Annotated in this window: 27 protein-coding genes; 13 read left to right on the forward strand and 14 right to left on the reverse strand. The window is 52.0% G+C overall.

Going from position 1 to position 26,523, the window contains the following annotated elements; all coding sequences use genetic code 11:
• Positions 1–216: 216 nt before the first annotated feature.
• Together R9X49_RS01300 and R9X49_RS01305 are read right to left on the reverse strand one after the other, a co-directional pair.
• Positions 217–819 (reverse strand): peroxiredoxin C, encoded by a 603-nt coding sequence (locus tag R9X49_RS01300; RefSeq protein ID WP_010299049.1) that lies wholly within the window; start codon positions 817–819, stop codon positions 217–219.
• A 334-nt stretch (positions 820–1,153) separates the two neighbouring features.
• Positions 1,154–1,735, reverse strand: coding sequence for an ACP phosphodiesterase (locus R9X49_RS01305; RefSeq protein WP_225087199.1), 582 nt, complete (start codon positions 1,733–1,735; stop codon positions 1,154–1,156).
• Positions 1,736–1,867: 132 nt separating this feature from the next.
• Here R9X49_RS01305 and queA point away from each other — a divergent pair, with 132 nt between their 5' ends.
• The 5 genes from queA (at position 1,868) to secF (ending at position 7,479) form a co-directional block, all read left to right on the forward strand.
• Positions 1,868–2,935: a tRNA preQ1(34) S-adenosylmethionine ribosyltransferase-isomerase QueA gene (queA, locus tag R9X49_RS01310; protein ID WP_319846916.1), complete on the forward strand. Its 1,068-nt coding sequence runs from the start codon at positions 1,868–1,870 to the stop codon at positions 2,933–2,935.
• A 97-nt stretch (positions 2,936–3,032) separates the two neighbouring features.
• Positions 3,033–4,178 carry a tRNA guanosine(34) transglycosylase Tgt gene (tgt, locus tag R9X49_RS01315; protein ID WP_225087201.1) on the forward strand — a complete coding sequence of 382 codons (1,146 nt, stop codon included), beginning with the start codon at positions 3,033–3,035 and terminating at the stop codon, positions 4,176–4,178.
• Positions 4,179–4,286: 108 nt separating this feature from the next.
• Positions 4,287–4,619 (forward strand): preprotein translocase subunit YajC, encoded by a 333-nt coding sequence (gene yajC, locus R9X49_RS01320; protein WP_012773703.1) that lies wholly within the window; start codon positions 4,287–4,289, stop codon positions 4,617–4,619.
• 27 nt (positions 4,620–4,646) lie between these two features.
• On the forward strand, positions 4,647–6,494 hold the full coding sequence (secD, locus tag R9X49_RS01325; RefSeq protein ID WP_319846917.1) for a protein translocase subunit SecD: 1,848 nt from the start codon (positions 4,647–4,649) through the stop codon (positions 6,492–6,494).
• A 73-nt stretch (positions 6,495–6,567) separates the two neighbouring features.
• Complete coding sequence (secF, locus tag R9X49_RS01330; RefSeq protein WP_319848561.1) at positions 6,568–7,479, forward strand: protein translocase subunit SecF; 912 nt, start codon at positions 6,568–6,570, stop codon at positions 7,477–7,479.
• A gap of 198 nt (positions 7,480–7,677) precedes the next feature.
• Here secF and R9X49_RS01335 read toward each other — a convergent pair whose 3' ends face one another.
• Entirely contained in the window at positions 7,678–8,247 is a 570-nt protein-coding gene (locus R9X49_RS01335; RefSeq protein ID WP_319846918.1) for a DUF3251 domain-containing protein, read from the reverse strand.
• A 217-nt stretch (positions 8,248–8,464) separates the two neighbouring features.
• Between R9X49_RS01335 and nrdR the strand changes: the two genes are divergently transcribed.
• The 6 genes from nrdR to pgpA all read left to right on the forward strand — a co-directional run bounded on the left by nrdR (position 8,465) and on the right by pgpA (position 12,707).
• Entirely contained in the window at positions 8,465–8,914 is a 450-nt protein-coding gene (gene nrdR, locus R9X49_RS01340; RefSeq protein WP_005975999.1) for a transcriptional regulator NrdR, read from the forward strand.
• Positions 8,915–8,949: 35 nt separating this feature from the next.
• Positions 8,950–10,116 carry a bifunctional diaminohydroxyphosphoribosylaminopyrimidine deaminase/5-amino-6-(5-phosphoribosylamino)uracil reductase RibD gene (ribD, locus tag R9X49_RS01345; RefSeq protein WP_319846919.1) on the forward strand — a complete coding sequence of 389 codons (1,167 nt, stop codon included), beginning with the start codon at positions 8,950–8,952 and terminating at the stop codon, positions 10,114–10,116.
• A gap of 110 nt (positions 10,117–10,226) precedes the next feature.
• Positions 10,227–10,703, forward strand: coding sequence for a 6,7-dimethyl-8-ribityllumazine synthase (ribE, locus tag R9X49_RS01350; protein ID WP_012773708.1), 477 nt, complete (start codon positions 10,227–10,229; stop codon positions 10,701–10,703).
• Between the two features lie 24 nt (positions 10,704–10,727).
• The gene (gene nusB / locus R9X49_RS01355) at positions 10,728–11,147 is read left to right on the forward strand and encodes a transcription antitermination factor NusB (protein WP_180742235.1); all 420 of its coding nucleotides are present in this window, start codon (positions 10,728–10,730) and stop codon (positions 11,145–11,147) included.
• A 68-nt stretch (positions 11,148–11,215) separates the two neighbouring features.
• The gene (thiL, locus tag R9X49_RS01360; RefSeq protein WP_319846920.1) at positions 11,216–12,196 is read left to right on the forward strand and encodes a thiamine-phosphate kinase; all 981 of its coding nucleotides are present in this window, start codon (positions 11,216–11,218) and stop codon (positions 12,194–12,196) included.
• Positions 12,171–12,707: a phosphatidylglycerophosphatase A gene (gene pgpA / locus R9X49_RS01365; protein ID WP_319846921.1), complete on the forward strand. Its 537-nt coding sequence runs from the start codon at positions 12,171–12,173 to the stop codon at positions 12,705–12,707. Before thiL ends, pgpA begins: the two co-directional genes overlap by 26 nt.
• Before the next feature lie 51 nt (positions 12,708–12,758).
• On the opposite strand, the gene dxs is transcribed toward pgpA, so the two are convergent.
• Genes dxs through xseB form a run of 3 tightly spaced genes read right to left on the reverse strand, consistent with a single transcriptional unit; the run spans position 12,759 to position 15,798 of the window.
• Complete coding sequence (gene dxs, locus R9X49_RS01370; protein WP_319846922.1) at positions 12,759–14,624, reverse strand: 1-deoxy-D-xylulose-5-phosphate synthase; 1,866 nt, start codon at positions 14,622–14,624, stop codon at positions 12,759–12,761.
• 17 nt (positions 14,625–14,641) lie between these two features.
• Positions 14,642–15,553, reverse strand: a complete 912-nt coding sequence (gene ispA, locus R9X49_RS01375; RefSeq protein WP_319846923.1) for a (2E,6E)-farnesyl diphosphate synthase — start codon at positions 15,551–15,553, stop codon at positions 14,642–14,644.
• The gene (gene xseB, locus R9X49_RS01380; RefSeq protein ID WP_319846924.1) at positions 15,550–15,798 is read right to left on the reverse strand and encodes an exodeoxyribonuclease VII small subunit; all 249 of its coding nucleotides are present in this window, start codon (positions 15,796–15,798) and stop codon (positions 15,550–15,552) included. The genes ispA and xseB overlap by 4 nt, the downstream gene beginning before the upstream one ends.
• 252 nt (positions 15,799–16,050) lie before the next feature.
• On the opposite strand from xseB, the gene thiI reads away from it, so the two are divergent.
• Positions 16,051–17,499 carry a tRNA uracil 4-sulfurtransferase ThiI gene (gene thiI, locus R9X49_RS01385; RefSeq protein WP_319846925.1) on the forward strand — a complete coding sequence of 483 codons (1,449 nt, stop codon included), beginning with the start codon at positions 16,051–16,053 and terminating at the stop codon, positions 17,497–17,499.
• A gap of 218 nt (positions 17,500–17,717) precedes the next feature.
• On the opposite strand, the gene yajL is transcribed toward thiI, so the two are convergent.
• Both yajL and panE read right to left on the reverse strand, forming a co-directional pair.
• Positions 17,718–18,308 (reverse strand): protein deglycase YajL, encoded by a 591-nt coding sequence (gene yajL / locus R9X49_RS01390; RefSeq protein WP_010282087.1) that lies wholly within the window; start codon positions 18,306–18,308, stop codon positions 17,718–17,720.
• Positions 18,271–19,179 (reverse strand): 2-dehydropantoate 2-reductase, encoded by a 909-nt coding sequence (panE, locus tag R9X49_RS01395; RefSeq protein WP_319846926.1) that lies wholly within the window; start codon positions 19,177–19,179, stop codon positions 18,271–18,273. Before panE ends, yajL begins: the two co-directional genes overlap by 38 nt.
• A 188-nt stretch (positions 19,180–19,367) precedes the next feature.
• On the opposite strand from panE, the gene R9X49_RS01400 reads away from it, so the two are divergent.
• Positions 19,368–19,859, forward strand: a complete 492-nt coding sequence (locus R9X49_RS01400) for a YajQ family cyclic di-GMP-binding protein (RefSeq protein ID WP_015839336.1) — start codon at positions 19,368–19,370, stop codon at positions 19,857–19,859.
• A 56-nt stretch (positions 19,860–19,915) separates the two neighbouring features.
• Here the strand turns inward: R9X49_RS01400 and R9X49_RS01405 are convergent, their stop codons facing one another.
• The 6 genes from R9X49_RS01405 to cyoA form a co-directional block, all read right to left on the reverse strand.
• Positions 19,916–21,280, reverse strand: coding sequence for an MFS transporter (locus R9X49_RS01405; RefSeq protein ID WP_319846927.1), 1,365 nt, complete (start codon positions 21,278–21,280; stop codon positions 19,916–19,918).
• A 230-nt stretch (positions 21,281–21,510) separates the two neighbouring features.
• Positions 21,511–22,401: a heme o synthase gene (gene cyoE / locus R9X49_RS01410; RefSeq protein ID WP_180742244.1), complete on the reverse strand. Its 891-nt coding sequence runs from the start codon at positions 22,399–22,401 to the stop codon at positions 21,511–21,513.
• 14 nt (positions 22,402–22,415) lie between these two features.
• Positions 22,416–22,748, reverse strand: coding sequence for a cytochrome o ubiquinol oxidase subunit IV (locus R9X49_RS01415; protein WP_319846928.1), 333 nt, complete (start codon positions 22,746–22,748; stop codon positions 22,416–22,418).
• Positions 22,748–23,362, reverse strand: coding sequence for a cytochrome o ubiquinol oxidase subunit III (locus tag R9X49_RS01420; RefSeq protein ID WP_319846929.1), 615 nt, complete (start codon positions 23,360–23,362; stop codon positions 22,748–22,750). The genes R9X49_RS01415 and R9X49_RS01420 overlap by 1 nt, the downstream gene beginning before the upstream one ends.
• Positions 23,352–25,343, reverse strand: a complete 1,992-nt coding sequence (gene cyoB / locus R9X49_RS01425) for a cytochrome o ubiquinol oxidase subunit I (RefSeq protein WP_014914525.1) — start codon at positions 25,341–25,343, stop codon at positions 23,352–23,354. Before cyoB ends, R9X49_RS01420 begins: the two co-directional genes overlap by 11 nt.
• 4 nt (positions 25,344–25,347) lie before the next feature.
• Positions 25,348–26,310 (reverse strand): cytochrome o ubiquinol oxidase subunit II, encoded by a 963-nt coding sequence (gene cyoA, locus R9X49_RS01430; RefSeq protein WP_319846930.1) that lies wholly within the window; start codon positions 26,308–26,310, stop codon positions 25,348–25,350.
• Positions 26,311–26,523 lie beyond the last annotated feature (213 nt).

Consider the following 26,523-nt stretch of genomic DNA (forward strand, 5'->3'; position numbering starts at 1 on the left):
CTTTTATTCCAATGAATCTGTCGTGCATTAACACGATGTGAGGTTAAGGCTAAGGATTTAGCGCTCCCAGTCAACTTTTTGTATTCTCTGAGATCGTTGCGTTAGGAAGCATCGGGCGATGCGGGGAAGCTGTGAGTGGAAAATCGCGGGTAAAGAAAAAGCCAGTTGCATAGCAACTGGCTTGATCATCATTGCCCTACAGGCAGGATGAGGGAATTACAGCTTGTCTGCGTTCTCAGACAGGTATTTCGCTACGCCGTCTGGTGACGCGCCCATACCGGATTTACCTTTTTCCCATTGCGCCGGACACACTTCGCCGTGCTCTTCGTGGAATTGCAGGGCGTCAACGGTACGCAGCATTTCATCGATGTTACGACCCAGCGGCAGATCGTTCACTACCTGGTGACGAACTACGCCGTTTTTGTCGATCAGGAAAGAACCACGTAGTGCAACACCAGCTTCTGGGTGCTCAATGCCGTAGGCCTTCTGGATTTCGCGCTTGATGTCAGCAACCATCGCGTATTGCACTTCGCCGATGCCGCCTTTGTCCACAGGGGTTTTACGCCATGCGTTGTGAACAAACTCGGAGTCGAAGGAAACACCAACCACTTCTACACCGCGTTTCTTGAACTCGGCATAGCGGTGATCGAAAGCAATCAGCTCTGACGGACAAACGAAGGTGAAGTCCATCGGCCAGAAGAAGATCACGGCAGCTTTACCGTTGATGTGCTTCTTCAGGTTGAAATTTTCGACGATTTCGCCACTGCCTAAAACGGCAGCTGCGGTGAAGTCTGGGGCTTGACGAGTTACCAGGACCATAATTACTCCTGTAGATAGCGGTTAATGATCGGATGATATAAAAAACAGCGACTAGTATAGGGACTCTACCTGAGTGAATACAGGCAAAGAGACCAATCAATGAGATAGCTTCTGTCTATTGAACTCATCGCTATTTCCTTTCAAGAGGCTAGATTAACCCTTTTGATGGAAAGGACAATACCCGTCATACTTCAAGCTGCTTGTGCGTTGGCTACTCTTACTCACCCCAGTCACTTACTCATGTAAGCTCCTGGGGATTCGTGCGCTTGCCGCCTTCACGCAACTCGAATTATTTAGGGTATACGTCGCGTAGAAAAACGGAAAAATTGCGATCTTACAGCTGTTGCGCTTTCGCTAATTGCATCATCCGCGGATAAAACTGCCAGAAGAGTGTTTCAAATTGGTGATAGTGCTGCTCGATATCCTGAAAAGAACCGGATAGTGCTGCGAGTTTTGGACGACGTACCGACATTCTGTGCAGCACATCGGCGATAAACGGCAACTCTGCGTAACGCGTCATCCAGCGCTCCGGCCACAGATAGCGATTCAGGTTCTGAAAACGTTCAGGTGTCTGCGCCAGATGTGGTTCGATTTGTGACTGCGCGCCGTCAATAAAGGTTTGCAAGGGCGTATCCGGCACCAGTTCTAGCCAGTGCCGTGCAAGATAGTGATCCCACAGCACATCCAGCGTGATTGGCGCAACGCGGCGGAATTCATCGCTGAAATACTGACGCGCCTGTTTGACCTCCGGTAGGCTGTCAGTGAGCGAATCAACGCGGCGATGCAGGCGAATACCCGCGACGATCTCATCTGCGTAGCTGTCCTGCGGGTTGCCGCGCACGAAATCCGCCATCAGATTACCTAATAGGGAGCTGTCGGCCAGCGTGGCCAGATGGAGGTGAGCAAGAAAATTCATCGTGACAGTATATACCTTTTCTATTGGATATAATGCATTCCACGACTCAGGTGCTTATTTCTTGCAGCCATGCGCTTGCGGCTCTAGACTAGGCCGCCCATTTTTAATGTATTAACAGCTAAGTGAATTGCCATGCGTGTTGCCGATTTCTCGTTTGAACTTCCTGAATCATTGATTGCCCATTATCCACAAGCGGAACGCAGTGGTTGTCGCCTGCTATCGCTGGATGGGCCAACGGGAAATCTGACGCACGGCGTATTTACCGATTTGCTGGATAAACTGAATCCCGGCGATCTGCTGGTGTTCAACAACACGCGCGTGATTCCGGCTCGTCTGTTTGGTCGTAAAGCCAGCGGCGGTAAGCTGGAAGTGCTGGTGGAGCGCGTGTTGGATGAACATCGTGTGTTGGCGCATGTTCGGGCGTCAAAAGCGCCGAAGCCGGGCACTGCGCTGCTGCTGGGCGATGACGAAAGCGTCAAAGCTACGATGGCGGCTCGCCACGATGCGCTGTTTGAACTGCATTTCGATGATTCCCGCGATGTGCTGTCGATCCTGAATGATATCGGCCACATGCCGTTGCCGCCTTATATCGACAGACCTGATGAAGACACCGACCGCGAGCTTTATCAGACCGTGTATAGCCAGCGCCCGGGCGCCGTAGCCGCGCCGACGGCAGGCTTACACTTTGATGAACCGATGCTGGCTGCGCTACGTGAGAAGGGCATCGAAATGGCGTTCGTTACGCTGCACGTGGGGGCGGGGACTTTCCAGCCTGTGCGCGTCGATACGATCGAAGACCACATTATGCACGCCGAATATGCCGAAGTGCCGCAGGACGTCGTTGATGCCGTTTTGGCGTGCAAAGCGCGGGGAAACCGCGTGATCGCTGTTGGCACCACTTCGGTACGTTCACTGGAAAGTGCCGCGCAAGCCAGCCAGAACGCGCCAATTGAACCGTTCTTCGGCGATACCAAAATTTTCATCTATCCGGGCTATCACTACCGCATTATCGATGCGCTGGTGACCAATTTCCATTTACCCGAATCGACGTTAATCATGCTGGTGTCGGCCTTTGCCGGCTACCAGAACACGATGTCTGCCTACCGCCAGGCGGTGGCAGAACAATATCGTTTTTTCAGCTACGGTGATGCGATGTTTATTACGCACAACCCGATGGCCGAACAGGAAAAAGTGGGATAAACCCTGTTTTCTGCACACTAGCGATGCCACAGACCACGCTCTGTCAGGCATTAATACATCATTACCATCAGACTGTTTTTCTGATGCCGGAGGTTAAGTGAAGTACGAATTACAAACAACGGATGGCCGTGCGCGTCGCGGAAGATTGATTTTTGAACGTGGCGTGGTGGAAACCCCGGCTTTTATGCCCGTGGGAACTTACGGCACAGTGAAAGGTATGACGCCGGAAGAAGTAAAAGAGACCGGCGCGCAGATCCTGCTCGGTAATACGTTCCATCTGTGGCTGCGTCCTGGACAGGAAATCATGAAACTGCACGGCGATCTGCACGATTTCATGCAGTGGCACGGCCCGATTCTGACGGACTCCGGCGGTTTTCAGGTGTTCAGCCTCGGCGATATTCGCAAAATTACCGAACAGGGCGTGCATTTCCGTAACCCAATCAACGGAGATTCGATTTTCCTTAGCCCGGAAAAATCAATGGAAATTCAGCACGATCTCGGTTCTGACATCGTGATGATCTTTGATGAGTGTACGCCGTATCCTGCCGACTGGGATTACGCCAAGCGCTCGATGGAGATGTCACTGCGCTGGGCGAAACGCAGCCGCCAGCGTTTTGATGAGCTGGAGAATAAAAACGCGCTGTTCGGCATTATTCAGGGAAGTGTTTACGAAGATTTACGTGATGTATCCGTAAAAGGGCTGGTAGACATTGGCTTTGATGGGTACGCTGTGGGCGGTTTAGCGGTGGGCGAACCGAAAGAAGACATGCACCGTATTCTGGAGCACGTTTGTCCGCAGATCCCTGAAGATAAACCGCGCTATTTGATGGGCGTTGGCAAGCCGGAAGACCTGGTTGAAGGTGTGCGTCGCGGTGTCGATATGTTTGACTGCGTGATGCCAACGCGCAATGCCCGTAACGGGCATCTCTTCGTGACCGATGGCGTGGTGAAAATCCGTAATGCGAAGTATAAAGACGACGTGAATCCGCTGGATGAACACTGTGATTGCTACACGTGTCGCAATTATAGCCGTGCCTACTTGCATCATCTTGACCGTTGCAACGAAATACTCGGAGCACGACTCAATACCATTCATAACTTGCGTTATTATCAGCGTTTAATGGCGGGTTTACGTCAGGCCATTGAAGAGGGTAAATTAGAGCACTTTGTGGTGGATTTTTACCAGCGGATAGGCAAACCCATTCCGCCGCTTGCTGAAAAAGACGTTGCCGCAAGCAACTGAAGCCTGTTTGCTATGAATTGCATTTTGCTGTGAAGCGTTTTTACGATTGTAAGGTTGATAATTTATCTTTTTGATAGCTTATCTTTTGACAAAAAAGAGGATATTTAAATGAGTCTTTTCATCTCCGATGCTGTAGCTGCAACCGGCGCTCCGGCTCAGGGAAGCCCGTACTCTCTGGTTATTATGCTGGCCGTTTTTGGTCTGATTTTCTACTTTATGATCCTGCGTCCTCAGCAAAAACGCGCCAAGGAACACAAAAAGTTAATGGATTCTATCAGCAAGGGCGATGAAGTATTAACGACCGGTGGTCTGGTTGGTCGCGTGACTAAAGTGTCCGAAACTGGCTATATTGCGATTGCGTTGAACGAAACCAATGAAGTGGTTATCAAACGTGATTTCGTGGCTGCCGTGCTGCCGAAGGGCACGATTAAGGCCCTGTAATTTCCGATTTTCCCGAAGGGAACTGCCGTGTTAAATCGTTATCCTTTGTGGAAGTACCTGATGCTGGTCGTGGTGTTGTTTGTCGGCCTGCTCTACGCACTTCCTAACCTATATGGTGAGGATCCGGCGGTACAAGTTACTGGCGCGCGGGGAACCGCCGCCAGCGAAACGACGCTGATCCAAGTCCAGAATGTCTTAAAAGAACAAAACATTACCAGTAAGTCGATTGCATTGGAAAATGGTGCAATTCTGGCTCGCTTCTCTAACCCTGATATTCAGCTCCGTGCGCGTGAAGCGCTCGTTAATGAGTTGGGCGAAAAATTCGTCGTCGCACTTAACCTGGCTCCTGCTACGCCAAATTGGCTGCGGTTGTTAGGCGCTGAACCGATGAAATTGGGGCTTGACCTGCGCGGCGGCGTTCACTTCCTGATGGAAGTGGATATGGATACGGCGCTGGGTAAACTGCAAGAACAAACCATGGACTCTTTGCGCAGCGATCTGCGTGAGAAGAACATCCCTTATGCCTCTGTGCGTAAAATTGATAATTACGGCGTCGAAATTCGTTTCCGTGATGCTCAAACGCGTGATGACGGCATCAACTATCTGACGTCCCGTCATCGCAATCTGGTTCTCAGCAGCAGCGGCAGTAACCTGCTACGTGCGGTGATGTCTGATGAACGTCTGCGTGAAGCGCGTGAATACGCCGTACAGCAGAACATCAATATCCTGCGTAACCGTGTGAACCAACTGGGCGTTGCCGAGCCGCTGGTACAGCGTCAGGGTGCTGACCGTATTGTTGTTGAGTTACCGGGTATTCAGGATACGGCGCGCGCGAAAGAAATTCTTGGCGCAACCGCTACGCTGGAATTCCGTCTGGTCAACAGCAATGCTGATGCGACCGCAGCGGCGAACGGCCGTGTGCCGGGCGACTCTGAAGTGAAGAACATGCGTGACGGTTCACCAGTGGTGCTGTTCAAGCGCGTGATTCTGACGGGCGATCATATTACCGATTCGACATCGAGTACGGATGAATACAATCAGCCTCAGGTGAATATTTCTCTGGACAGCGCGGGTGGCAACACCATGTCCAACTTCACCAAAGACAGTATCGGCAAGCTGATGGCGACGCTGTTTGTAGAATACAAAGACAGCGGCAAGAAAGATGCGACTGGCCGTTCAGTGCTGGAAAAACACGAAGAAGTGATCAACGTGGCGACAATTCAGTCGCGACTGGGTAACAGCTTCCGTATTACCGGCATTGATAACCCGAACGAAGCGCGTCAGCTTTCTCTGCTGCTGCGTGCGGGTGCGCTGATTGCGCCGATCCAGATCGTGGAAGAACGTACTATTGGGCCAACGCTGGGGATGCAAAACATCACTCAGGGGCTGGAAGCCTGTTTGTGGGGCTTGATCGCATCGATCCTCTTTATGGTCTTCTTCTACAAGAAATTTGGCGTCATCGCGACCAGTGCGCTGGTTGCTAACCTGGTGTTGATTGTCGGGGTTATGTCGCTGTTGCCAGGGGCAACGCTGACCATGCCGGGTATCGCGGGTATCGTGCTTACGCTGGCAGTTGCTGTAGATGCTAACGTACTCATTAACGAACGTATCAAGGAAGAACTCAGCAATGGTCGCTCTGTGCAACAGGCCATTCATGAGGGCTACAAAGGTGCATTCAGTTCGATTGTTGATGCGAACGTCACGACGTTGATTAAAGTCATCATCCTGTATGCGGTTGGTACCGGTTCTATCAAAGGGTTTGCTATCACGACTGCGATCGGGATTGCGACCTCAATGTTTACGGCGATCGTCGGTACTCGTGCCATCGTTAACCTGCTTTACGGCGGTAAACGCATCAACAAGCTGTCTATCTGAGGAGTGCGTTGTGGCACAGGAACAGGAATACAACATTGAACAACTCAATCATGGACGTAAAGTCTATGATTTCATGCGCTGGGACACATTGGCATTTGTCATCTCCGGCCTGCTGATCATCGCTTCTATCGCGGTTATGGGTGTACGTGGTTTCAACTGGGGACTCGACTTTACCGGTGGTACGGTCATTGAGATTAACCTTGAGAAGCCGGTCGATCTCGATGTCCTGCGTAGTTCGTTAGAGACCTCTGGGTTTTCAGAGCCGCAGGTACAAAACTTTGGTAGCAGCCGTGACGTGATGGTGCGTATGCCACCCGTTTCTGGCAGCGAGAACGAAGCGCTGGGTAACAAAGTGCTGAAGGTAGTGAATGATACCTTCCAGCAGCATGCGACGGTGAAACGTATTGAGTTTGTCGGGCCGAGCGTGGGGAGCGATTTGGCACAGGCGGGCGCATTGGCGCTGCTGTCTGCACTGATTGCTATCCTCATTTATATCGGTTTTCGTTTTGAATGGCGTCTGGCGATGGGGGCCGTGCTGGCTTTGACGCACGATGCGATCATCACGATGGGTCTGCTGTCTCTGTTCTCTATTGAGATTGACCTAACGATCATTGCGTCTCTGATGTCGGTAATTGGTTATTCACTTAACGATAAGATCGTGGTATCTGACCGTATTCGTGAGAACTTCCGCAAGGTTCGTCGTGGCACACCTTACGAGATTACCAACATTTCTCTGACACAGACGTTGCATCGTACCATTATCACATCAGCGACCACGCTGGCGATGATTGTGATCCTCATGGTCTTCGGTGGAGCCTTGTTGCATGGCTTCTCGCTGACGATGTTTATCGGTGTGATCATCGGTACGATCTCTTCTATCTATGTTTCTTCCGCTCTGGCGCTGAAACTGGGTATGAAACGTGAACACCTGATCGTTCAGAAAGTGGAAAAAGAAGGGGCGGACCAACCGTCTATCCTGCCTTAAGCTGCTGACAGTAAACATAAAAAACCCCGCATTGCGGGGTTTTTTTGCATCTTAGAGCAGGGAAATACACGTATATCCTAAATAATTCGAGTTGCATGCAGGCGGCGACGCAGTGAATCCCCAGGAGCTTACATCAGTAAGTGACTGGGGTGAGCGAGGAAAGCCAACGTACATGCAGCTTGAAGTATGACGGATATATCAAGGGGATTCGGTTGCGGCAACGGGCGGCGGACTTTGTATCTCCTGAACCTGATGCAAGCGAACAAAACCGAGTTCTTCCGGCGACAGGCCGCTTAGTCGTAATTCAATAATCGCTTCGGCTTTTGGTAACAGCGTGGGGGAGACAACAAAGGACTGGGTTTGTGTGTCGCCCGCTAAAGGCTGACCGCTCACCGGGTCGAGTCGACCCCAATCAAGCTGTGCGCCAAAGGCTGGCAGCCCTTTCGCATCAAGCGTACGAATATGCAGCAACGCGCTTGTTCCGTTCGCTTCAGTCTCAATATTGCGTAACGATACGCTGAGTCTGCCAATGCCGCTTTCCAGCATCGTGCTGGTTTGCGCTGCGGGCAGTAAATAAACACCAGAGGTGGATTGGGAATTCAACGCATTTTGTCGCTCTAATGCCGTAGCCTGATCGGTCAGCGTTTGTAATTGCTGGTTTAGTTGACCTATCTGATTCTGTAGCTTTGGCATCTGGCGCTGTTCAGCACACCCTGCGAGCAAAAGCAGCGCTGGCAGGAAGGTCAGTACGCGATATCGGGTTCTCATATCTGTGGTTCCCCTTTCGATGTTTTATTCATTGATCCGTTGATCCCTGTTGCTGAGTTTAGCTGTGATTAAGCCTAAGTCATAGGTGAGACAGCTTTTTTCATCCTATTACCGGAAGAGATGCGAAACCCTTCGCAGCGTGGATCAGGAGTTTTGGTTAGTCCGTTAATTCAGGGTAAACTGTCTCTACGTTAAGGATTACTGGTCAGGACACATCATGCATTGCCCGTTTTGTTCCGCTGTTGATACCAAAGTCATTGATTCCCGTCTGGTCGGCGAAGGTTCGCAAGTACGCCGTCGTCGGCAGTGCCTGGTTTGTCATGAACGCTTCACCACGTTTGAAGTGGCTGAACTGGTGATGCCGCGAGTCATCAAAAGCAATGAAGTCCGCGAGCCTTTTAATGAAGATAAATTGCGTAGCGGCATGCTGAAGGCGCTGGAAAAAAGGCCGGTCAGTTCTGATGACGTCGAAATGGCGATTAACCACATTAAATCTCATCTTCGTGCGACCGGAGAACGTGAGGTTACCACCAAGATGGTTGGCAATCTGGTGATGGAAGCGCTGAGAAAGCTGGATAAAGTGGCGTATATCCGCTTTGCATCGGTATATCGCAGCTTTGAAGATATCCGCGAATTTGGCGAAGAGATTGCGCGTTTGCAGGATTAAGCCGCGTCGATTTGAGAGAGATAAGAGGTTCGGGAATGAGCGTTTTTCAGGGAAACCGTACTCAGAAAGATAGTGTTCAGGAAAACGGCCACTTGCCGCAGGATGAATTATACATGGCGCGAGCGTTAGAGCTGGCGCGCCGTGGTCGTTTTACGACAGCACCCAACCCCAATGTTGGCTGTGTGATCGTGCGTGATGGCGAAATTGTAGGCGAGGGCTATCATTTCCGTGCTGGCGAACCTCATGCTGAAGTTCACGCGCTGAGAATGGCAGGGGAGCGCGCACGTGGCGCGACGGCCTACGTCACGCTGGAGCCGTGTAGCCATCATGGCCGAACGCCGCCTTGTGCCGATGCGTTGGTTGCTGCTGGCGTTTCCCGCGTGGTTGCCGCGATGCAGGATCCCAACCCGCAGGTCGCGGGCCGTGGTTTACATCGTTTACAGCAGGCGGGGATCGCCGTCAGTCATGGTTTGATGATGGCTGAAGCAGAGAAAGTCAATGTAGGCTTCCTGAAACGCATGCGGACGGGCTTTCCTTACGTGCAGCTCAAAATGGCGGCGTCTTTGGATGGGCGTACTGCGATGGCGTCGGGAGAAAGCCAGTGGATTACCTCACCGCAGGCGCGGCAGGATGTGCAGCGTTTTCGTGCGGAGAGCGCAGCGATTTTGAGCAGCAGTGCCACGGTGCTGGCTGACGATCCCTCTCTTACTGTGCGATGGTCAGAGCTGGGTGGCGATGTGCAGACACGTTATTCAGAAGCGGATCTCAGGCAGCCCGTTCGGGTGATTGTGGACAGCCAGCAGCGCGTCACGCCGCAGCATCGGATTGTGAGCCAACCGGGTGAGACCTGGTTGGCGCGCGTGCAGGCCGACGAACAGGCGTGGCCACAGGGCGTCGAACAGGTCACATTACCGCAGCACAATGGCGGCGTTGATCTGGTGGCGCTGATGATGGTGCTGGGGAGACGTCAGATTAACTCCGTTTGGGTCGAAGCCGGAGCCAGCTTGGCTGGTGCGTTGCTGAATGCGGGTGTTGTTGATGAGCTGATCGTCTATCTCGCGCCAAAACTGCTGGGTGAAAACGCTCGCTCGCTGTGTCTCTTGCCAGGACTGGATCAACTCTCTCAGGCACCGGAATTTGACATCGCAGAGGTTCGCCAGATTGGCCCGGATTTGCGATTACGTCTGAAACCTAAATTCTGATGTGTATGTAAATACGTGGTGCAGGTCCGACAAAACCGGATACGTGCCAACAAAAATTATGATAGAATCCGCCCCCCTGCGGGCCATAAAGACCAGATACAAGGAAAGCTATGAACGTTATCGAAGGTGTTGTTGCTACTCCTGATGCCCGTGTGGCGATTGCGATTGCGCGTTTTAACCATTTTATTAACGACAGCCTGCTGGAAGGTGCGATTGATGCATTGAAACGCATCGGTCAGGTTAAAGACGAAAATATCACCGTTGTTTGGGTGCCGGGTGCTTACGAACTGCCATTGACGGTTCGTGCGCTGACCAAAAGCGCGAAAAACGGTGGGTATGATGCCGTTATTGCTCTGGGAACGGTTATCCGTGGTGGAACAGCGCATTTTGAATTTGTTGCTGGCGAATGTAGCTCTGGCCTGTCCTCCGTTGCGATGGACAGCGAAATCCCTGTTGCTTTCGGCGTTCTGACGACAGAAAGCATTGAGCAGGCGATTGAGCGCGCTGGCACAAAAGCGGGGAACAAAGGTGCAGAAGCTGCTCTGACCGCGCTAGAAATGATTAATGTATTGAAAGCGATTAAGTAAGCCTGATTAAGTAAGGGGAATTCCGTGAAACCTGCTGCTCGTCGCCGCGCTCGTGAATGTGCGGTTCAAGCGCTTTACTCCTGGCAGTTATCTAAAAATGATATTGCCGATGTTGAACTACAATTCCTGAGCGAGCAGGATGTCAAAGATGTCGACATTACCTATTTCCGTGAATTGCTGGCGGGGGTTGCCACTCAGGCTGAGAAGCTTGATCAACTGATGGCACCTTTCCTGTCTCGTCAAATTGAGGAATTGGGACAGGTTGAGAAAGCGATTCTGCGTTTGGCGATGTTTGAGCTGAGCAAGCGCGAAGACGTTCCTTACAAGGTGGCGATTAACGAGGCCATCGAACTGGCTAAAGTCTTCGGCGCTGAAGATAGCCATAAGTTTGTGAATGGCGTGCTGGACAAAGCTGCTCCGAGCGTACGGAAAGGCAAGAAGTAAAATGAATCGAATCAGGGCCGGACATCCGGCCCTGATCGCTTTTGAATGATAGGCTGGCTGGAAAGGTTATGGTTGAAGGTGAGTTTGACCTTATTGCCCGCTATTTTAATCGGGTCCGAAGTTCACGTCGCGATGTTGAGTTAGGCATTGGTGATGACTGTGCGTTACTGACGGTAGCAGATAAACAGGTGCTGGCGGTGAGTACCGACACGCTGGTATCGGGCGTTCATTTCCTACCCGATATCGATCCCGCCGATCTGGGTTACAAATCTCTGGCGGTCAATTTAAGCGATCTGGCTGCAATGGGAGCCGATCCTGCCTGGCTTTCTCTGGCCATTACCCTACCTAAAAGTAATAGCCAGTGGCTGTCCGCGTATAGCGACAGCTTGTTTGAGCTACTTGATTACTATGGTATGCAGTTGGTTGGCGGAGATACGACGCGCGGCCCACTGAGCCTGACGTTGACTATCCACGGCTTGGTGCCTGCGGGTCGGGCGTTGACGCGTCGCGGAGCCAGAATCGGCGACTGGATTTATGTTACCGGTTCATTAGGCGACAGTGCCGCCGGTCTGGCTATCCTACAGAATATGCTGCACGTTGATGATGAAGAGACGCGTCAGGGATTGATCCAGCGTCATCTGCGTCCTCAGCCCAGAATTCTGCAAGGTCAGGCGCTGCGCGATCTGGCTAGCTCGGCTATCGATCTTTCCGACGGCCTTATTTCCGATCTACAGCATATACTTAAAGCCAGCGAGTGCGGTGCGCGTATTAATCTGGACGCGATTCCACAGTCTGATTGGCTGCGGAGCTGCGTTGATGAAGAACAGGCGTTGCGCTGGGCGCTCTCTGGCGGCGAAGACTATGAACTGTGCTTTACCGTACCGGAGATTAACCGCGGTGCACTGGAGCTTGCCTTGGGGCATCTCGGTGCCGGCTACACCTGTATCGGGCAAATCGGGCCTTCATCTGAAGGGGTACGCTTTTTCAGGGATAATAAAGCGACCGAGCTGAACTGGAAGGGGTATGACCATTTTAGCGAGCAAAACTGATTCCGCGAGCAAGACGAAAGGCGCTGAGGTGGCGAAACGCCGCCTACGGCTGAGTAATCCGTGGCACCTGCTGGCGACGGGGTTTGGCAGCGGTTTGTCTCCCTGGATGCCGGGCACGGTAGGGTCGCTGGCGGCGATTCCTCTGTGGTATCTCATGTCCTTCCTGCCGCTTGAATTGTATTCACTGTTGGTCATGCTGAGCATTTGTATCGGTGTTTACCTGTGTCACCAGACGGCGAAAGATATGGGCGTTCACGATCACGGCAGCATCGTCTGGGACGAATTTGTCGGCATGTGGATTACCCTAATGGCGATTCCGGTGGGTGAATGGCAGTGGGTGGCGGCTGGATTTGTCGTCTTCCGCTGTCTGGATATCTGGAAACCCTGGCCGATTCGCTGGTTCGATCGCAACGTGCATGGCGGTATGGGAATTATGATCGATGATATTGTCGCGGGAGTGATCTCTGCGGGGATTATCTATTTTATCGGCTACCACTGGCCGATATTCTGATGTTACAACGCTATTGAACCGGGGCTATCTGCCCCGGTTATCGTGAGTTGCTTATTCCATCCACTGCGTGATTCTGTGCTCGATGCCAGCGGCATCCAGACCCAGATCGGCACGGATTTCTTCCTGAGAACCTTGCGGAATAAAGACGTCCGGTAGCCCAATGTTCAGGACCGAGACGGCAAGGCGTTTTGCCATCAGGAATTCATTCACACCGCTTCCCGCACCGCCCATGACCGCATTCTCTTCCAGCGTCACAAACGTGCTGTGAGACTGTGCCAACTCCTCCAGTAACGCTTCATCCAGTGGCTTCACAAAACGCATATCGACGAGGGTGGCGTTTAACTGCTCTGCCGCAATCTGTGCTTCTGGCAGAAGCGTACCGAAATTCAGAATCGCGATCGTTTCGCCCTGACGACGCACCACGCCTTTACCGATTGGCAGTTCTGATAGTGGCGTCAATTCCGTACCCGTACCGTTTCCTCGCGGGTAGCGCACCGCTGTTGGGCCTTTCTGGTAGTGATAGCCCGTGTGCAGCATCTGACGACACTCATTTTCATCGCTGGGCGTCATGATGATCATGTTCGGGATACAGCGTAAGAAAGAGAGATCGAACGCCCCCTGATGCGTTTGCCCATCCGCACCCACAATACCGCCGCGATCGATAGCAAACAGAACCGGTAGGTTCTGGATCGCCACATCGTGGATAACCTGATCGTAGGCACGTTGCAGGAAAGTGGAGTAAATGGCGACAACCGGATGATAACCACCGACAGCCAGACCGGCAGCAAACGTGACGGCATGTTGTTCGGCGATTGCTACGTCAAAATATTGCTGCGGATAGTCGCGGGAGAATTGCACCATACCCGAGCCCTCGCGCATCGCCGGCGTGATCGCCATGAGCTTGCTGTCTTTGGCTGCCGTTTCCTGTAGCCATTGACCGAAGATTTTGGAATAGGTAGGCTGAGCGCCTTCCTTGCTTTTCGGCAAGGTACCGCTGGCCGGATCGAATTTTGGCACCGCGTGCCAACTGATCGGATCCTGTTCGGCAGGGGCGTAGCCTTTGCCTTTTTTCGTCATGATATGCAGGAGCTGCGGGCCTTTCAGGTTGCGCATGTTTTTCAACGTATGCGCCAGCGCCTGAACGTCATGGCCGTCGACCGGGCCAATATAATTAAACCCCAGCTCCTCAAATAGCGTACCTGGCACGACCATGCCTTTAAGATGCTCTTCGGTGCGTTTCACCAGCTCTTTGATAGGCGGCAGGCCAGATAAGACCTTTTTGCCGCCTTCGCGCAGGCTGGCATAGAGCTTGCCGGACAGCAGCTGTGCCAGATGATTGTTCAATGCGCCGACGTTTTCCGAAATTGACATTTCATTGTCGTTCAGCACAACCAGCAGATCGGATTTGATGTCACCCGCGTGGTTCATCGCCTCAAAGGCCATGCCTGCGGTAATTGCGCCATCACCGATTACACAAACGGTACGACGGCCTTTGCCTTCACGCTCGGCAGCAACGGCCATACCCAGCCCGGCACTGATTGAGGTGGACGAATGCCCGACGCTTAATACGTCATAGTCGCTTTCATCGCGCCACGGAAAGGGGTGCAAACCGCCTTTTTGGCGGATCGTTGAAATACGATCGCGACGGCCCGTCAGGATCTTATGCGGGTAGGCCTGATGGCCGACATCCCACACCAGATGATCGAAAGGGGTGTTGTAGACATAATGCAGCGCAACCGTTAATTCAACCGTCCCTAATCCTGAAGCAAAATGGCCACTTGAACGGCTGACGCTGTCCAGCAGGTATTGGCGCAGCTCATCGCACAGCTTCGGCAGGCTATCTTTCGGCAACAGTCGAAGTTCATCCGGTGTTTCCACTAACGCCAATGTAGGGTACTTCGCGGTATCAAAACTCATAGAGACTCATTAGGTAATTACTTATCGCGTTCAACGATGAAATTCGCCAGCGCTTGTAGTGGGGCAATATTCAGGGGAATCGAGCTGGATGCGACAAGATCGTCCAGCGATGCCAGTGATTCCTGATAAAGCTCCTGTGCTTTTTTTCGTGCGTTATCTAACCCCAGTAGGCTGGGATAGGTGCTTTTACCTAACTGTTGGTCTGCACCCTGACGTTTGCCTGTTGTCGCGCTGTCGCCAACAACATCGAGAATATCGTCCTGAACCTGAAAGGCGAGCCCAATCGCATTAGCGTAGCGATCCAGATGAGGCAAGGCGTTGCGTCCTGCTTCACCGGCGGCCAGTGCGCCTAGTCGGACTGCTGCGCGAATCAGGGCACCGGTTTTGTGGCGGTGAATACGCTCTAACGCGGCCAGATCGACCTGATGACCTTCCGCTTCCAGGTCGAAAGCCTGTCCACCGCACATGCCCGCGACCCCGCTGGCGTGCGCCAATTCTGAGATCATCGCCAGCCGATCTCGGTCAGAAACCCGCGGCATCGGCGCGTCGGCCAGAATGGAGAACGCCAGCGTTTGCAGTGCATCCCCCGCCAGAATGGCATTGGCTTCGCCAAATTTGATGTGGCAGGTCGGCTGTCCGCGACGTAAATCGTCGTCGTCCATCGCTGGCAGATCGTCATGAATCAGTGAATAGGCATGGATACATTCTACTGCCGCAGCAGGGGCATCCAAGCTCTCTAACGGCATGCCAAACAGTTCGCCTGTAGTATAAACCAGAAACGGGCGCAGGCGTTTGCCCCCTAAGAGTGAGCCATACTCCATCGCATTGACCAGTGGACTACTCTGAAAGGGGAGGTCGGCGATGAAATGGCCCAACATACGGTTAGTGCGTTGGTAATGCGCATTCAGTTGCGTGCTGAAATCGGTCATAGCGCGTCATTATCCGGCGTGAACGGTGACAGCGGGGCATTGGGATCGTCGCTCAGCAGGATTTGTACGCGCTGTTCCGCCTGTTGCAGTTTTTGCTGGCCCTGACGAGCGAGCTGGATGCCATGCTCAAATTCATTTAGCGCATCGTCCAGCGGCAGTTCACCTGATTCGAGGCGGGTAACGATTTTTTCCAGTTCGTTCAGCGAGCTTTCAAAGCTGACTGGCTGCTCGGTCTTCTTAGGCATAGTGGTTTCAGAATCCTGGTGTTATACGCCGTTGGCTTGTGGCGGCAGAGCGTGGTGTTGCGTTTGGTCATCCGTGGATGCGCAACAATTATACGGTTAAAGCGCACAGTATATCTTCATATAATGATATACTCCGCGCCCTGGATGCTATTGGTAAAATCATCTCTGTTCCGGCTGATTTTACCGATAACGTGATTTTAGTGCTCAGGGTAAATTTATTTACGCCTTTCTGACCAAGTAACGACAGCCACCATGAAGTTTATCATTAAATTGTTCCCGGAAATCACCATCAAGAGCCAATCTGTGCGGTTGCGCTTTATCAAGATTCTAACCGGAAACATTCGCAACGTATTAAAACACTATGATGAAACGCTGGCGGTTGTCCGTCACTGGGATCATATCGAAGTTCGGGCCAAAGACGAAAGCCAGCGTTCAGCGATTCGTGATGCGCTGACGAGAATTCCGGGTATTCACCATATTCTGGAAGTTGAAGACCATGCCTACACCGACGTGCACAATATCTTCGAACAGGCGCTGGCGCTGTATCGTGAGCAGCTGGAAGGCAAAACGTTTTGTGTGCGAGTGAAACGCCGCGGTAAGCATGAATTTAGCTCACAGGACGTAGAGCGCTACGTCGGCGGTGGTCTGAACCAGCATATTGAAACGGCGCGAGTTAATCTCACTGCCCCGCAGGTTACTGTGCATTTGGAAATCGAGCAGGACCGTTTGCTGCTGATTAAAGGGCGCTATGAAGGTATCGGTGGCTTCCCGATCGGTACGCAGGAAGATGTGCTGTCGCTGATTTCCGGTGGTTTTGACTCCGGCGTATCCAGCTATATGCTGATGCGTCGCGGGTGTCGCGTGCATTACTGCTTCTTTAACCTTGGCGGTGCAGCACACGAGATTGGTGTGAAACAGGTCGCGCACTATCTGTGGAACCGTTTTGGTAGTTCACACCGGGTGCGTTTTATTGCTATCGACTTCGATCCTGTCGTAGGTGAAATTCTGGAGAAGGTTGACGACGGCCAGATGGGCGTCGTATTGAAGCGCATGATGGTGCGCGCGGCCTCCAAAATTGCTGAGCGTTACGGTGTTCAGGCGCTGGTGACCGGTGAAGCGTTAGGACAGGTTTCCAGCCAGACATTGACCAATCTGCGTTTGATTGATAATGCCTCCGATACTCTGATTCTGCGTCCGCTGATTTCTCATGATAAAGAACACATTATCAAACAGGCTCGTGAACTCGGAACGGAAGATTTCGCCAAAACGATGCCGGAATACTGCGGTGTGATTTCGAAAAGCCCGACGGTGAAGGCGGTAAAAGCGAAGATTGAGGCCGAAGAAGGCCACTTTGATTTTGCTATTCTGGATCGTGTGGTGAGCGAAGCTCGGAATATTGATATCCGCGAGATCGCTGAACAGACCAAACAAGAGGTGGTTGAAGTCGAAACGGTCGCATCGTTTGTCTCAACTGACGTACTGCTGGATATCCGTGCGCCGGATGAACAAGACGATAAACCGCTTGAGTTGGATCAGGTCGAAATCAAATCCTTACCGTTCTACAAGCTGGGTACACAGTTTGGCGATTTGGATCAGAGCAAAACTTACCTGCTTTACTGTGAGCGTGGCGTGATGAGCCGCTTGCAGGCGCTGTACCTGCGTGAGCAAGGTTTCAGCAATGTGAAGGTATATCGCCCGTAATTGGAATAAGGCGCGCAAGCGCCTTAGACTTGCTGACAAAGTGTACCGAGCGGTGTTAATGGATAGATCGTAAAGACGCTGCAAGTACCTCCCTGTAAGCTCGAACCGCGCCATCCCTGGCGCGGACGCTTTACTCTTCTATTCCATTATCACTGTTTTCGTTTCTCAAATAGGTTTGTCAACGCACAGAACGAGTGCAAGCGCCTTTCTTATTTACGCTAATCGCGATAGTTATGAATTCCCGGTGGCAGGATGAGCTGTGCGGCGACTTCGGCGGCTTTTTCTTTTCCCAGCAGCAAATCAATGATCTTCAGCGCGAAATCCATGCTGGTGCCCGGCCCCTGCGTGGTTAACAGGTTCACGCGTGGATCGTAGACGACGCGCTTTTCCATCCATTTTTCTGGCGCAATCTTATCCTTAAACGCAGGATAGCCCGTCATGTTTCCGACGGGGAACAGCTGATGATATTCCAGCACCAGCGCAGGCGTTGCACACATCGCGGCGACAATTTTCCCTTCCAGATGCGCTTGTCGAATGCATTCCACCAGTATTGGGCTATCACGGAAGCACTCTGCACCTTGCAGGCCACCCGGTAACACCAGCACATCGAAAGGCCGATCGGCAACGGTAGCCAGTGGTGCATCCGCCAGCAGCCTTACCCCGCGTGAGCAGACGATTTCCAGATTGCCATCGCTGGCTACGCTGGCAAGCGTGACCTGAATACCCGCCCGGACAAGCAAATCGATGGTCGTGACGGCTTCAGTTTCTTCACTACCAGGTGCCAGACACACCAGTGCCGATGCGGTCATAATCATTTTCCTTTTGCTTAATGTAGTCAAACAGACGGGCATTTTCGGGGAGTGTCAGACCGTGGAGACGCGCACGGTGCAGTAAATACCCGGTAATGTAGTCAATTTCGGTATGTCGCTGAGCGATGATGTCCTGCAACATTGATGAGGTGTTTGCTGCGGTGTTCAGAATAATTTGATTAACGTAGAGCAGCAGGCTATCTCGCGATGTATGGAAACCCTCTCGTTCCATGACGCTGGCCACTTCCTGACAAAGCGACGCAATCAGTTCCGGGTACGCAGAAAGCTCGCCATTGGTGCAATGATACTTCACCGTGAGTGGATTGATGACGCAGTTAGCCGCCAGCTTCAGCCAGCAGGTGGCGCTAATGTTGGTGTGCCAGGCCACATCAGGCAAGGCCTGGTGCAATACTTCAGCCAGATGACTCTGGCTGCTGTCGCCGTTAAACGTGCCGATATGCGTTGTACCAGCGGCAACATGCACAACGTTGGTTGCGTCACGTCGTGCGGCATGGGTGGTGATACCCAGCACCAGCGGCTGCTGTAGCGACGGTAATTCTTCCCGCGTGCCCATTCCGTTGTGTAAAAGCAGAATCGTGCAATACGGGTTGAGCTGTGGCAACAGCACGGTAACGGCATCGGAAACCTGCCAGGCTTTTAACGTCACCAGCAGCAGTTCACTTTGGGCAAGGTGTTCGGGATCGTTAGCCGTCAGGTTGAGATTACAGTGCTGACCATCCAGCATGGTGACATTGACCGGACAATATGGTTGCGGAATACGCAGCCATCCCTGGACATCATGCCCTTGCTGATGCAACGCGGCGAGCCAAAGCTGGCCCAGCGCGCCACAGCCAAGAACGGTGATTTTCATGTGCGTCTCCCTTATTTGATGCGGGCGCTGTCGTTCTGCCATCATAGGCTATCATTCACGTTACGATCTTGTGCTATTCGGCCTGTTTAGCAGATGCAGAGTAAAAATCGGGATCGTGTCTGGCATCTTGCTTATCGCAGAAGAGCGGTTATTATGCTCGCCAGCCAAATTTGTCAGGAGAGCGAATTATGCCATCTTTCGATATTGTTTCGGAAATTGATATGCAGGAAGTCCGTAACGCGGTGGAAAACGCCACGCGTGAACTGAGCACCCGCTGGGATTTTCGCAATGTTCCGGCCAGCTTTGAACTGAATGAGAAATCGCAAAGCATTAAAGCGACCAGCGAGTCTGATTTTCAGGTACAGCAACTGATTGATATTATGCGCGAGAAATTGCTGAAGCGCGGGATTGAAGGCGGTGCGTTAGAGGTTCCAGAAGAGTTCGAGCACAGTGGTAAAACGTACAGCGTGGAAGCCAAGTTGAAGCAGGGCATTGAAACCACGCAAGCGAAGAAAATCGTCAAGCTGATTAAAGACAGCAAACTGAAAGTGCAGGCGCAGATTCAGGGTGAACAGGTTCGCGTTACTGGGAAATCACGTGATGATTTGCAGGGCGTGATGGCGTTGATTCGCGGCGGAAATCTGGGGCAGCCGTTCCAGTTTACCAACTTCCGCGATTGATGTTTTCTCGTCATTTTCCGACCAAAAGGCCAGCGAAAGCTGGCCTTTTGTTTAAGTCAGACCTGACCTGCTAATTGTTCTAGCTGCTGACGATTGGTCTTTTTGTTGTCGATCTTCACATAGGCGCTGTACTCATCCGGCACGATGACCACCTCGGCAACGCCGGGCTGAGTACGAATTTTCTGTTCCAACTCACCATCCTGCAATGCTACATCGGACAGTGCGATTCTCAGGCTGCTGAGATAAGGCGGTTCCTGCATGGTGAAGCTGACGAGTAGCCAGATGGCTGCAATAGCGGCGCCACCCATAAATACGGCAGACGCGCCATAAAGCTCAAACAGCCCGCCGCCGAGGCTCCCGCCAATTGCCACACCGATAAACTGTGTGGTGGAGTAAACGCCCATCGCCGTACCTTTATATCCTGCCGGCGATTCCTTGCTAATCAACGATGGCAACAGGGCTTCCATCACGTTGAAAGCCAGGAAGAACAGCTGTACGCCGATGATGATTTGCCAGAGATGGTTACCTGCCGCCCATAAAACAACCTCTGCGGCGATCAGCACAACGATGCAGCCGATGAAGACCTGCTTCATTCGCCTTTTCACTTCAGCATAAATAATGAAAGGCACAACGCCGACAAAAGAGATCAGCATCGTGACCAGATAGACTTTCCAATGGTCCTGTGGCGCCAGACCCACAGATTCCATGACGCGGGGTAAGGCGACGAAGCTCGACATCAATAAAATATGCAGACACATAATGCCTATATTCAGTTTCAACAGGCGGCTATTGCCGAGCACTTTGCGGAAACTGCCGCGTACCATTGCCGATTCTCGATTCAGGATGTGCGAGGGTGCGGAAGGAATCAGGGTAAGAGTAATAACAATGCCAGCGAGTGACAGAAGGGCGATACCCCAGAAGAGCGCCTGTAAACCAAAGGCATGGGTAACGATAGGACCGACGACCATCGCGATAGCAAAGGTGACGCCGAAACTCACGCCGATAAATGCCATCGCTTTCGTTCGGTTCTGCTCACGCGTCAGATCGGAAAGCAGCGCCATGACGGCGGCGGAGATGGCTCCAGCGCCCTGCAAAGCGCGGCCTAGGATAATGCCCCATATGGAGTCGCTGAGTGCGGCGATAACGCTGCCGAGTGCAAAAATCAGCAGCCCCCCAACAATCAGAGGCTTTCTACCGATACGGTCAGAGACCAGGCCGAAAGGAATCTGGAAAATAGCCTGCATCAGGCCATAAATACCAATCGCAATACCGATCAGCGCTTCACTGGCGCCCTGCAAGGCCATGCCGTAAGTCGTCAGAACAGGCAACACCATGAACATGCCGAGCATGCGCAGTGAAAAAACGGCTCCCAAGCCCCATGTGGCGCGTAATTCGCCAGGGGTCATTTTATTATCGTTCATGCGTACCTCTGAAAACAATTGGCGCTATTTTAGTGTGTTATTGGCCAGACAGTAAACGATAGGTTTGTTACGTGATTTGGCGGAGGATTATGTGGGGGAGAGGGAAATAAAAACACAGAGTGCGTTTTTCAACGTCGCTAGCGACGGCCCGAAGGAGGCTGGGCGTGCGCCATAAAAAAACAGGCGGACAAGCCACCTGTTTTTCTTCGTGTACAGTGTACCGCTTGTGATTAACGCAGGTAGGTCAGCAGAACTTCATGCGCTGGCGCCATTGAATCCACAGACATCATCACGCTCAGTGAGGTAATCGCGACGATGGAGAAAACAAACAGCTTTCTTGCCCATACGCGGTCATCAATCGCATTTTTATAGCCTGACAGCGCCATACCCAGCCACCAAACGCTAACTGCTGCGGCAACGACCAGATATTTGTAGCCCGCATAACCGCCGAGAGACAGCATCAATGTTGCGACCGCAAACGCCACGATATACAGCGTAATGTGGTTTTTCGCAACGGAGATACCTTTCACCACGGGCAGTACCGGGATGTTGGCTGCCTGATAATCCTTGAAGCGGAAAATCGCAATCGCGTATGAATGCGGCATTTGCCACAGGCTAAAGATCAGCAGCAGAATCAACGCGCCAGCATCGAACTGGTTGCTGACGGCGCAGTAACCGATAACCGGTGGTGCCGCGCCGGACAGGCTGCCAATGAGCGTGCCATAAACAGAATGCCGTTTCATATACAGGCTGTATACACCGACATACACGGCGAAGCCCATCACCGCCAGCCACATGGCCAGCGGGTTAGCCGCGATGTACAGCAGAGCAAAGCCCGCAATACCTAACAGCGATGCGTAAACCAGCGTTACCTTCAGCGAAATCAGTCCCTTTACCAGAACCCGATTTTTGGTTCTCTCCATTTTCTTGTCGATGTCGCGGTCAATGACGTTGTTAAACACGCAGCCAGATGCAACGACTAACGACACACCCACAAGGGTGGCGAGAAACAAGGGATAATCAATGCGGCCTTGGGCCGCAAGGAGAAATCCACCGATAACGGAAATCAGATTTCCGAAAATAATTCCTGGTTTAGTAACTTGCAGGTATTGCTTAATCATCTTTTACGGCTCGGTTACTGGATCATCATATTGTGGTGTGCGCTCATCATAATCCAGATGGAGCCCACGACGACAATGGCGATAATCAGGACGGCAAACACAAGAGCCACCACGTTCCAGCGCTCTTCTGAGGACGTATTCAGGTGCAGGAAGTACACCAGATGCACCAGAATTTGAACCACTGCGCATCCCACCACCGTGAAAAGAATGGCGCTATGCGACGCAGTGCCGTTCATGACCATACTGAAAGGAATGACGGTCAAAATGACTGACAGCACAAAACCTATCACGTATGACTTAACGCTACCGTGGCTGGCACCTGAATGATCGGTTGTTGAATGACTCATTACATCGCCCCCAGCAGATAAACAACGGTGAAGACACAGATCCATACCACGTCGAGGAAGTGCCAGAACAGGCTCAGACACATCAGACGCGTTTTGTTGGTTGCAGTCAGGCCTCGTTTGGACACCTGAATCATCATGATGACCAACCAGATCAGACCGCCCGTTACGTGGAGTCCGTGGGTGCCGACCAGTGCGAAGAAGGCGGACAGGAACGCGCTGCGATCCGGGCCATAGCCTTCAACAATCAGGTGATGGAATTCATAGATTTCCATCCCGATAAACACCAGACCGAACAAGAACGTTACGCCCAGCCAGGCATTAACCTGAGATTTGTTACCCTTGTTCATGGCGATCATCGCCATGCCGTAGGTAATACTACTGAACAACAGCGCGAACGTTTCCACCAGTACAAAAGGCAGTTGGAAAAGCTCTTTCCCGGTTGGGCCACCCGCAGTACCGTTAACCAGTACCGCATAGGTTGCGAACAGTGACCCGAAAATGATCAGGTCGCTCATCAGGTAGACCCAGAAGCCGAATACTTTGTTGGCTCCTGTGTCGTGGTGCCCATGCTCGGCATGGGCAGTATTGTGGTTAGTCAGAGTTTCAGTTGACATGTTTCACGCCTGCCTTACTGAGTTGATCAAAATTCTGATTCTCAATTTGCTCAATTTCTTTAACCGGCACGTAGTAATCCACGTCTTGATTAAAGCTGTGCACAATCCAGGTCACAATCATGCCTGCGAAGCCAGCGATGGCCAGCCACCAGATATGCCAGATCATGGCAAAACCGAATACCAGGCTGAATGCGGAGATAATCACACCGGCGCCGGTGTTCTTCGGCATGTGAATCTCTTCATAGCTGGCTGGGCGCTTGTAAGCTTCACCTTTCTCTTTCGCTTCCCAGAATGCATCACGCTCGTCAACATGCGGCACGACAGCGAAGTTGTAGAACGGCGCAGGAGAAGAAGTTGCCCACTCCAGCGTACGTCCACCCCACGGGTCACCCGTCAGGTCACGGTTTTGGTGACGGTCACGGATACTGACGTAGAACTGGATAACCTGACACAGCACACCGATACCGATCAAGACCGCACCGATGGAAGCCACGACCAGTAAGGCGTGGAATTCAGGGTTGATTTGCTGGCTCAGACGACGCGTCATCCCCATGAAGCCGAGGACATACAGCGGCATGAAGGCAACGAAGAAGCCGATAATCCAGAACCAGAAGGCGCGTTTACCCCAGGTTTCGTTCAGGGTGAAGCCAAAGGCTTTCGGGAACCAGTAAGTAATACCCGCGAAGCAACCGAACACGACGCCGCCGATGATCACGTTATGGAAGTGAGCAATCAGGAACAGGCTGTTGTGCAGGACAAAGTTCGCGCCCGGTACGGCCAGCAGAACCCCGGTCATCCCACCGATGGTGAAGGTGATGATGAAGCCCGTGGTCCACAGCATCGTAGAGTGGGACTGGATACGGCCTTGATACATGGTGAACAGCCAGTTGAAGATTTTAACCCCGGTCGGGATTGAAATAATCATGGTGGCTATACCAAAGAAGGCGTTGACGTTCGCGCCGGACCCCATGGTAAAGAAGTGGTGCAGCCAAACGATGAACGACAGAACCGTAATCGCAATGGTTGCCCATACCAGTGAGGTGTAGCCAAACAGACGTTTTTTGCAGAAGGTGGCAACCACTTCGGAGTAAACACCAAAGATCGGCAGCACCAGAATGTAAACCTCAGGATGACCCCATGCCCAAATCAGGTTGATGTACATCATCATGTTGCCACCCATATCATTGGTAAAGAAATGGGTGCCGAGGTAACGGTCAAGCGTCAGCAGCGCAATGGTAACGGTCAATATCGGGAATGCGGCGATGATCAGCACGTTGGTACACAGTGCTGTCCAGGTAAATACTGGCATTTTCATCAGCGTCATGCCAGGTGCACGCATCTTCAAAATCGTGGCGAAGAAGTTAACACCCGTCAGCGTAGTACCGATACCGGATATCTGTAGACTCCATATCCAGTAATCGACCCCGACGCCGGGACTGTACTCCTTCCCTGACAGCGGCGGATACGCAACCCAACCCGTCTGTGCGAACTCGCCGACCCCGAGAGAGAGGTTGATCAAGATAACGCCGACGACAAACAGCCAGAAGCTGAGGGAGTTCAGGAATGGGAAAGCAACGTCACGCGCACCGATCTGTAAAGGAACCGCAAGGTTCATCAGACCAACGACAAACGGTGTCGCCACAAAGAAGATCATGATGACACCGTGCGCGGTGAAAATCTGATCGTAGTGGTGAGCGTTTAGGAAGCCTTCTTGCCCGGCAGAAGCCAGAACCTGCTGGCCGCGCATCATGATGGCATCGGCAAAACCACGAATCATCATCACCAGACCGACGATGATGTACATGATACCGATTTTCTTGTGGTCGACGGAGGTGAACCACTCGGCCCACAGCCATTTCCACTTACCGAAATAGGTTATTGCCGCCAGCAGCGCAAGGCCGCCAACGATGATCGCCGCCACGGTGACCATAATGATGGGTTCGTGGTACGGAACCGCATCGAGTGTAAGTTTTCCGAACATCGTATTATCCCTCGGCTCCTTTGTGCGAGCTATGCTCGCCCATGTTCATACCCTCACCGTGTTGCATGTTTTCGTCAGACTTCATGCCTTCACCATGATGTTGCATGTTCATGTCGTGGCCTGTGAATTTGCGAATAATATTATTGAACAAATCCGGCTGGACACTGGAGAAGTATTCGACAGGATGGAATTCACTTGGCTTAGCCAATGTGTTGAATTCATCCATAGTATTCAGTGTCTTGGAGGACGCACGAACGTTCGCAACCCACTGGTCGAACTCTTGTTGAGTTGGTGTGGCAATCGCGGTGAACTTCATACCAGAGAAGCCTTTACCACTATAGCCGCCAGAGATACCGTCATACTTGCCCGGTTCGTTAGCGATCAAGTGGAGCTTCGTCTGCATTCCGGCCATGGCGTAAATCTGTCCACCAAGACGAGGAATGAAGAAGGAGTTCATCACGGAGTCGGATGTAATCTTGAATGCAACAGGTACGTTGGCAGGGAAAGCCAGTTCATTAACCGTCGCAATGCCCAGATCCGGGTAAACAAACAGCCATTTCCAATCAAGCGAAACAACTTCGACATTGATAGGTTTGACGTCTGATTCCAATGGCTTGTAGGGATCAAGCGAGTGGGTCGTCTTCCAGGTAATCGTGCCAAGAATGACGATAATGATAATTGGCACAGTCCAAACTACTGCTTCTATCTTATTGGAGTGTGACCAGTTCGGGGTATATTTTGCCTTTTCATTGGAAGCACGGAACTTCCAGGCAAAAGCTATCGTCATAACGATAACGGGAATCACAACGATCAACATCAGCCCGATGGCAGTCAGTATTAGCGATCTTTGTTCTAACCCGATCTCTCCTTTGGGGTTCATCAGCGCCATATCGCAACCGCTCAGCAGAGCTGTGGCTGCAAATAAAGACAGCATCCCAAAAATTTTATTGTATTTCCTGAGTCTCATCTAGCGACCTCAATAACAAGGGCTCTATTGTCATTTCACGCGAGCGGGCATTTTACGGGAAGGTTACTGCACTGTAAACATGATTAAGGTTATGTCAGCCGTTTGTTGCTGGTTTTTGCCCTTAATGTCACACGAATAGCCAAAATAAAAATAATTTTTAAAAACAGCAAATTAAGAGGCTACCCCGATAAGAGTATGGATGGATAATAAGAA

It is taken from the genome of Pectobacterium carotovorum (assembly GCF_033898505.1).
GTDB lineage: Bacteria > Pseudomonadota > Gammaproteobacteria > Enterobacterales > Enterobacteriaceae > Pectobacterium > Pectobacterium carotovorum_J.

What these genes read in the sequence shown, in the direction of transcription:
- R9X49_RS01300 (WP_010299049.1), bottom strand. Translation starts at nt 819, where the DNA reads ATGGTCCTGGTAACTCGTCAAGCCCCAGACTTCACCGCAGCTGCCGTT.
- R9X49_RS01305 (WP_225087199.1), bottom strand. Translation starts at nt 1,735, where the DNA reads ATGAATTTTCTTGCTCACCTCCATCTGGCCACGCTGGCCGACAGCTCC.
- queA (WP_319846916.1), top strand. Translation starts at nt 1,868, where the DNA reads ATGCGTGTTGCCGATTTCTCGTTTGAACTTCCTGAATCATTGATTGCC.
- yajC (WP_012773703.1), top strand. Translation starts at nt 4,287, where the DNA reads ATGAGTCTTTTCATCTCCGATGCTGTAGCTGCAACCGGCGCTCCGGCT.
- secF (WP_319848561.1), top strand. Translation starts at nt 6,568, where the DNA reads ATGCGCTGGGACACATTGGCATTTGTCATCTCCGGCCTGCTGATCATC.
- R9X49_RS01335 (WP_319846918.1), bottom strand. Translation starts at nt 8,247, where the DNA reads ATGAGAACCCGATATCGCGTACTGACCTTCCTGCCAGCGCTGCTTTTG.
- nrdR (WP_005975999.1), top strand. Translation starts at nt 8,465, where the DNA reads ATGCATTGCCCGTTTTGTTCCGCTGTTGATACCAAAGTCATTGATTCC.
- ribD (WP_319846919.1), top strand. Translation starts at nt 8,950, where the DNA reads ATGAGCGTTTTTCAGGGAAACCGTACTCAGAAAGATAGTGTTCAGGAA.
- ribE (WP_012773708.1), top strand. Translation starts at nt 10,227, where the DNA reads ATGAACGTTATCGAAGGTGTTGTTGCTACTCCTGATGCCCGTGTGGCG.
- thiL (WP_319846920.1), top strand. Translation starts at nt 11,216, where the DNA reads ATGGTTGAAGGTGAGTTTGACCTTATTGCCCGCTATTTTAATCGGGTC.
- pgpA (WP_319846921.1), top strand. Translation starts at nt 12,171, where the DNA reads ATGACCATTTTAGCGAGCAAAACTGATTCCGCGAGCAAGACGAAAGGC.
- dxs (WP_319846922.1), bottom strand. Translation starts at nt 14,624, where the DNA reads ATGAGTTTTGATACCGCGAAGTACCCTACATTGGCGTTAGTGGAAACA.
- ispA (WP_319846923.1), bottom strand. Translation starts at nt 15,553, where the DNA reads ATGACCGATTTCAGCACGCAACTGAATGCGCATTACCAACGCACTAAC.
- xseB (WP_319846924.1), bottom strand. Translation starts at nt 15,798, where the DNA reads ATGCCTAAGAAGACCGAGCAGCCAGTCAGCTTTGAAAGCTCGCTGAAC.
- thiI (WP_319846925.1), top strand. Translation starts at nt 16,051, where the DNA reads ATGAAGTTTATCATTAAATTGTTCCCGGAAATCACCATCAAGAGCCAA.
- yajL (WP_010282087.1), bottom strand. Translation starts at nt 18,308, where the DNA reads ATGACCGCATCGGCACTGGTGTGTCTGGCACCTGGTAGTGAAGAAACT.
- panE (WP_319846926.1), bottom strand. Translation starts at nt 19,179, where the DNA reads ATGAAAATCACCGTTCTTGGCTGTGGCGCGCTGGGCCAGCTTTGGCTC.
- R9X49_RS01400 (WP_015839336.1), top strand. Translation starts at nt 19,368, where the DNA reads ATGCCATCTTTCGATATTGTTTCGGAAATTGATATGCAGGAAGTCCGT.
- R9X49_RS01405 (WP_319846927.1), bottom strand. Translation starts at nt 21,280, where the DNA reads ATGAACGATAATAAAATGACCCCTGGCGAATTACGCGCCACATGGGGC.
- cyoE (WP_180742244.1), bottom strand. Translation starts at nt 22,401, where the DNA reads ATGATTAAGCAATACCTGCAAGTTACTAAACCAGGAATTATTTTCGGA.
- R9X49_RS01415 (WP_319846928.1), bottom strand. Translation starts at nt 22,748, where the DNA reads ATGAGTCATTCAACAACCGATCATTCAGGTGCCAGCCACGGTAGCGTT.
- R9X49_RS01420 (WP_319846929.1), bottom strand. Translation starts at nt 23,362, where the DNA reads ATGTCAACTGAAACTCTGACTAACCACAATACTGCCCATGCCGAGCAT.
- cyoB (WP_014914525.1), bottom strand. Translation starts at nt 25,343, where the DNA reads ATGTTCGGAAAACTTACACTCGATGCGGTTCCGTACCACGAACCCATC.
- cyoA (WP_319846930.1), bottom strand. Translation starts at nt 26,310, where the DNA reads ATGAGACTCAGGAAATACAATAAAATTTTTGGGATGCTGTCTTTATTT.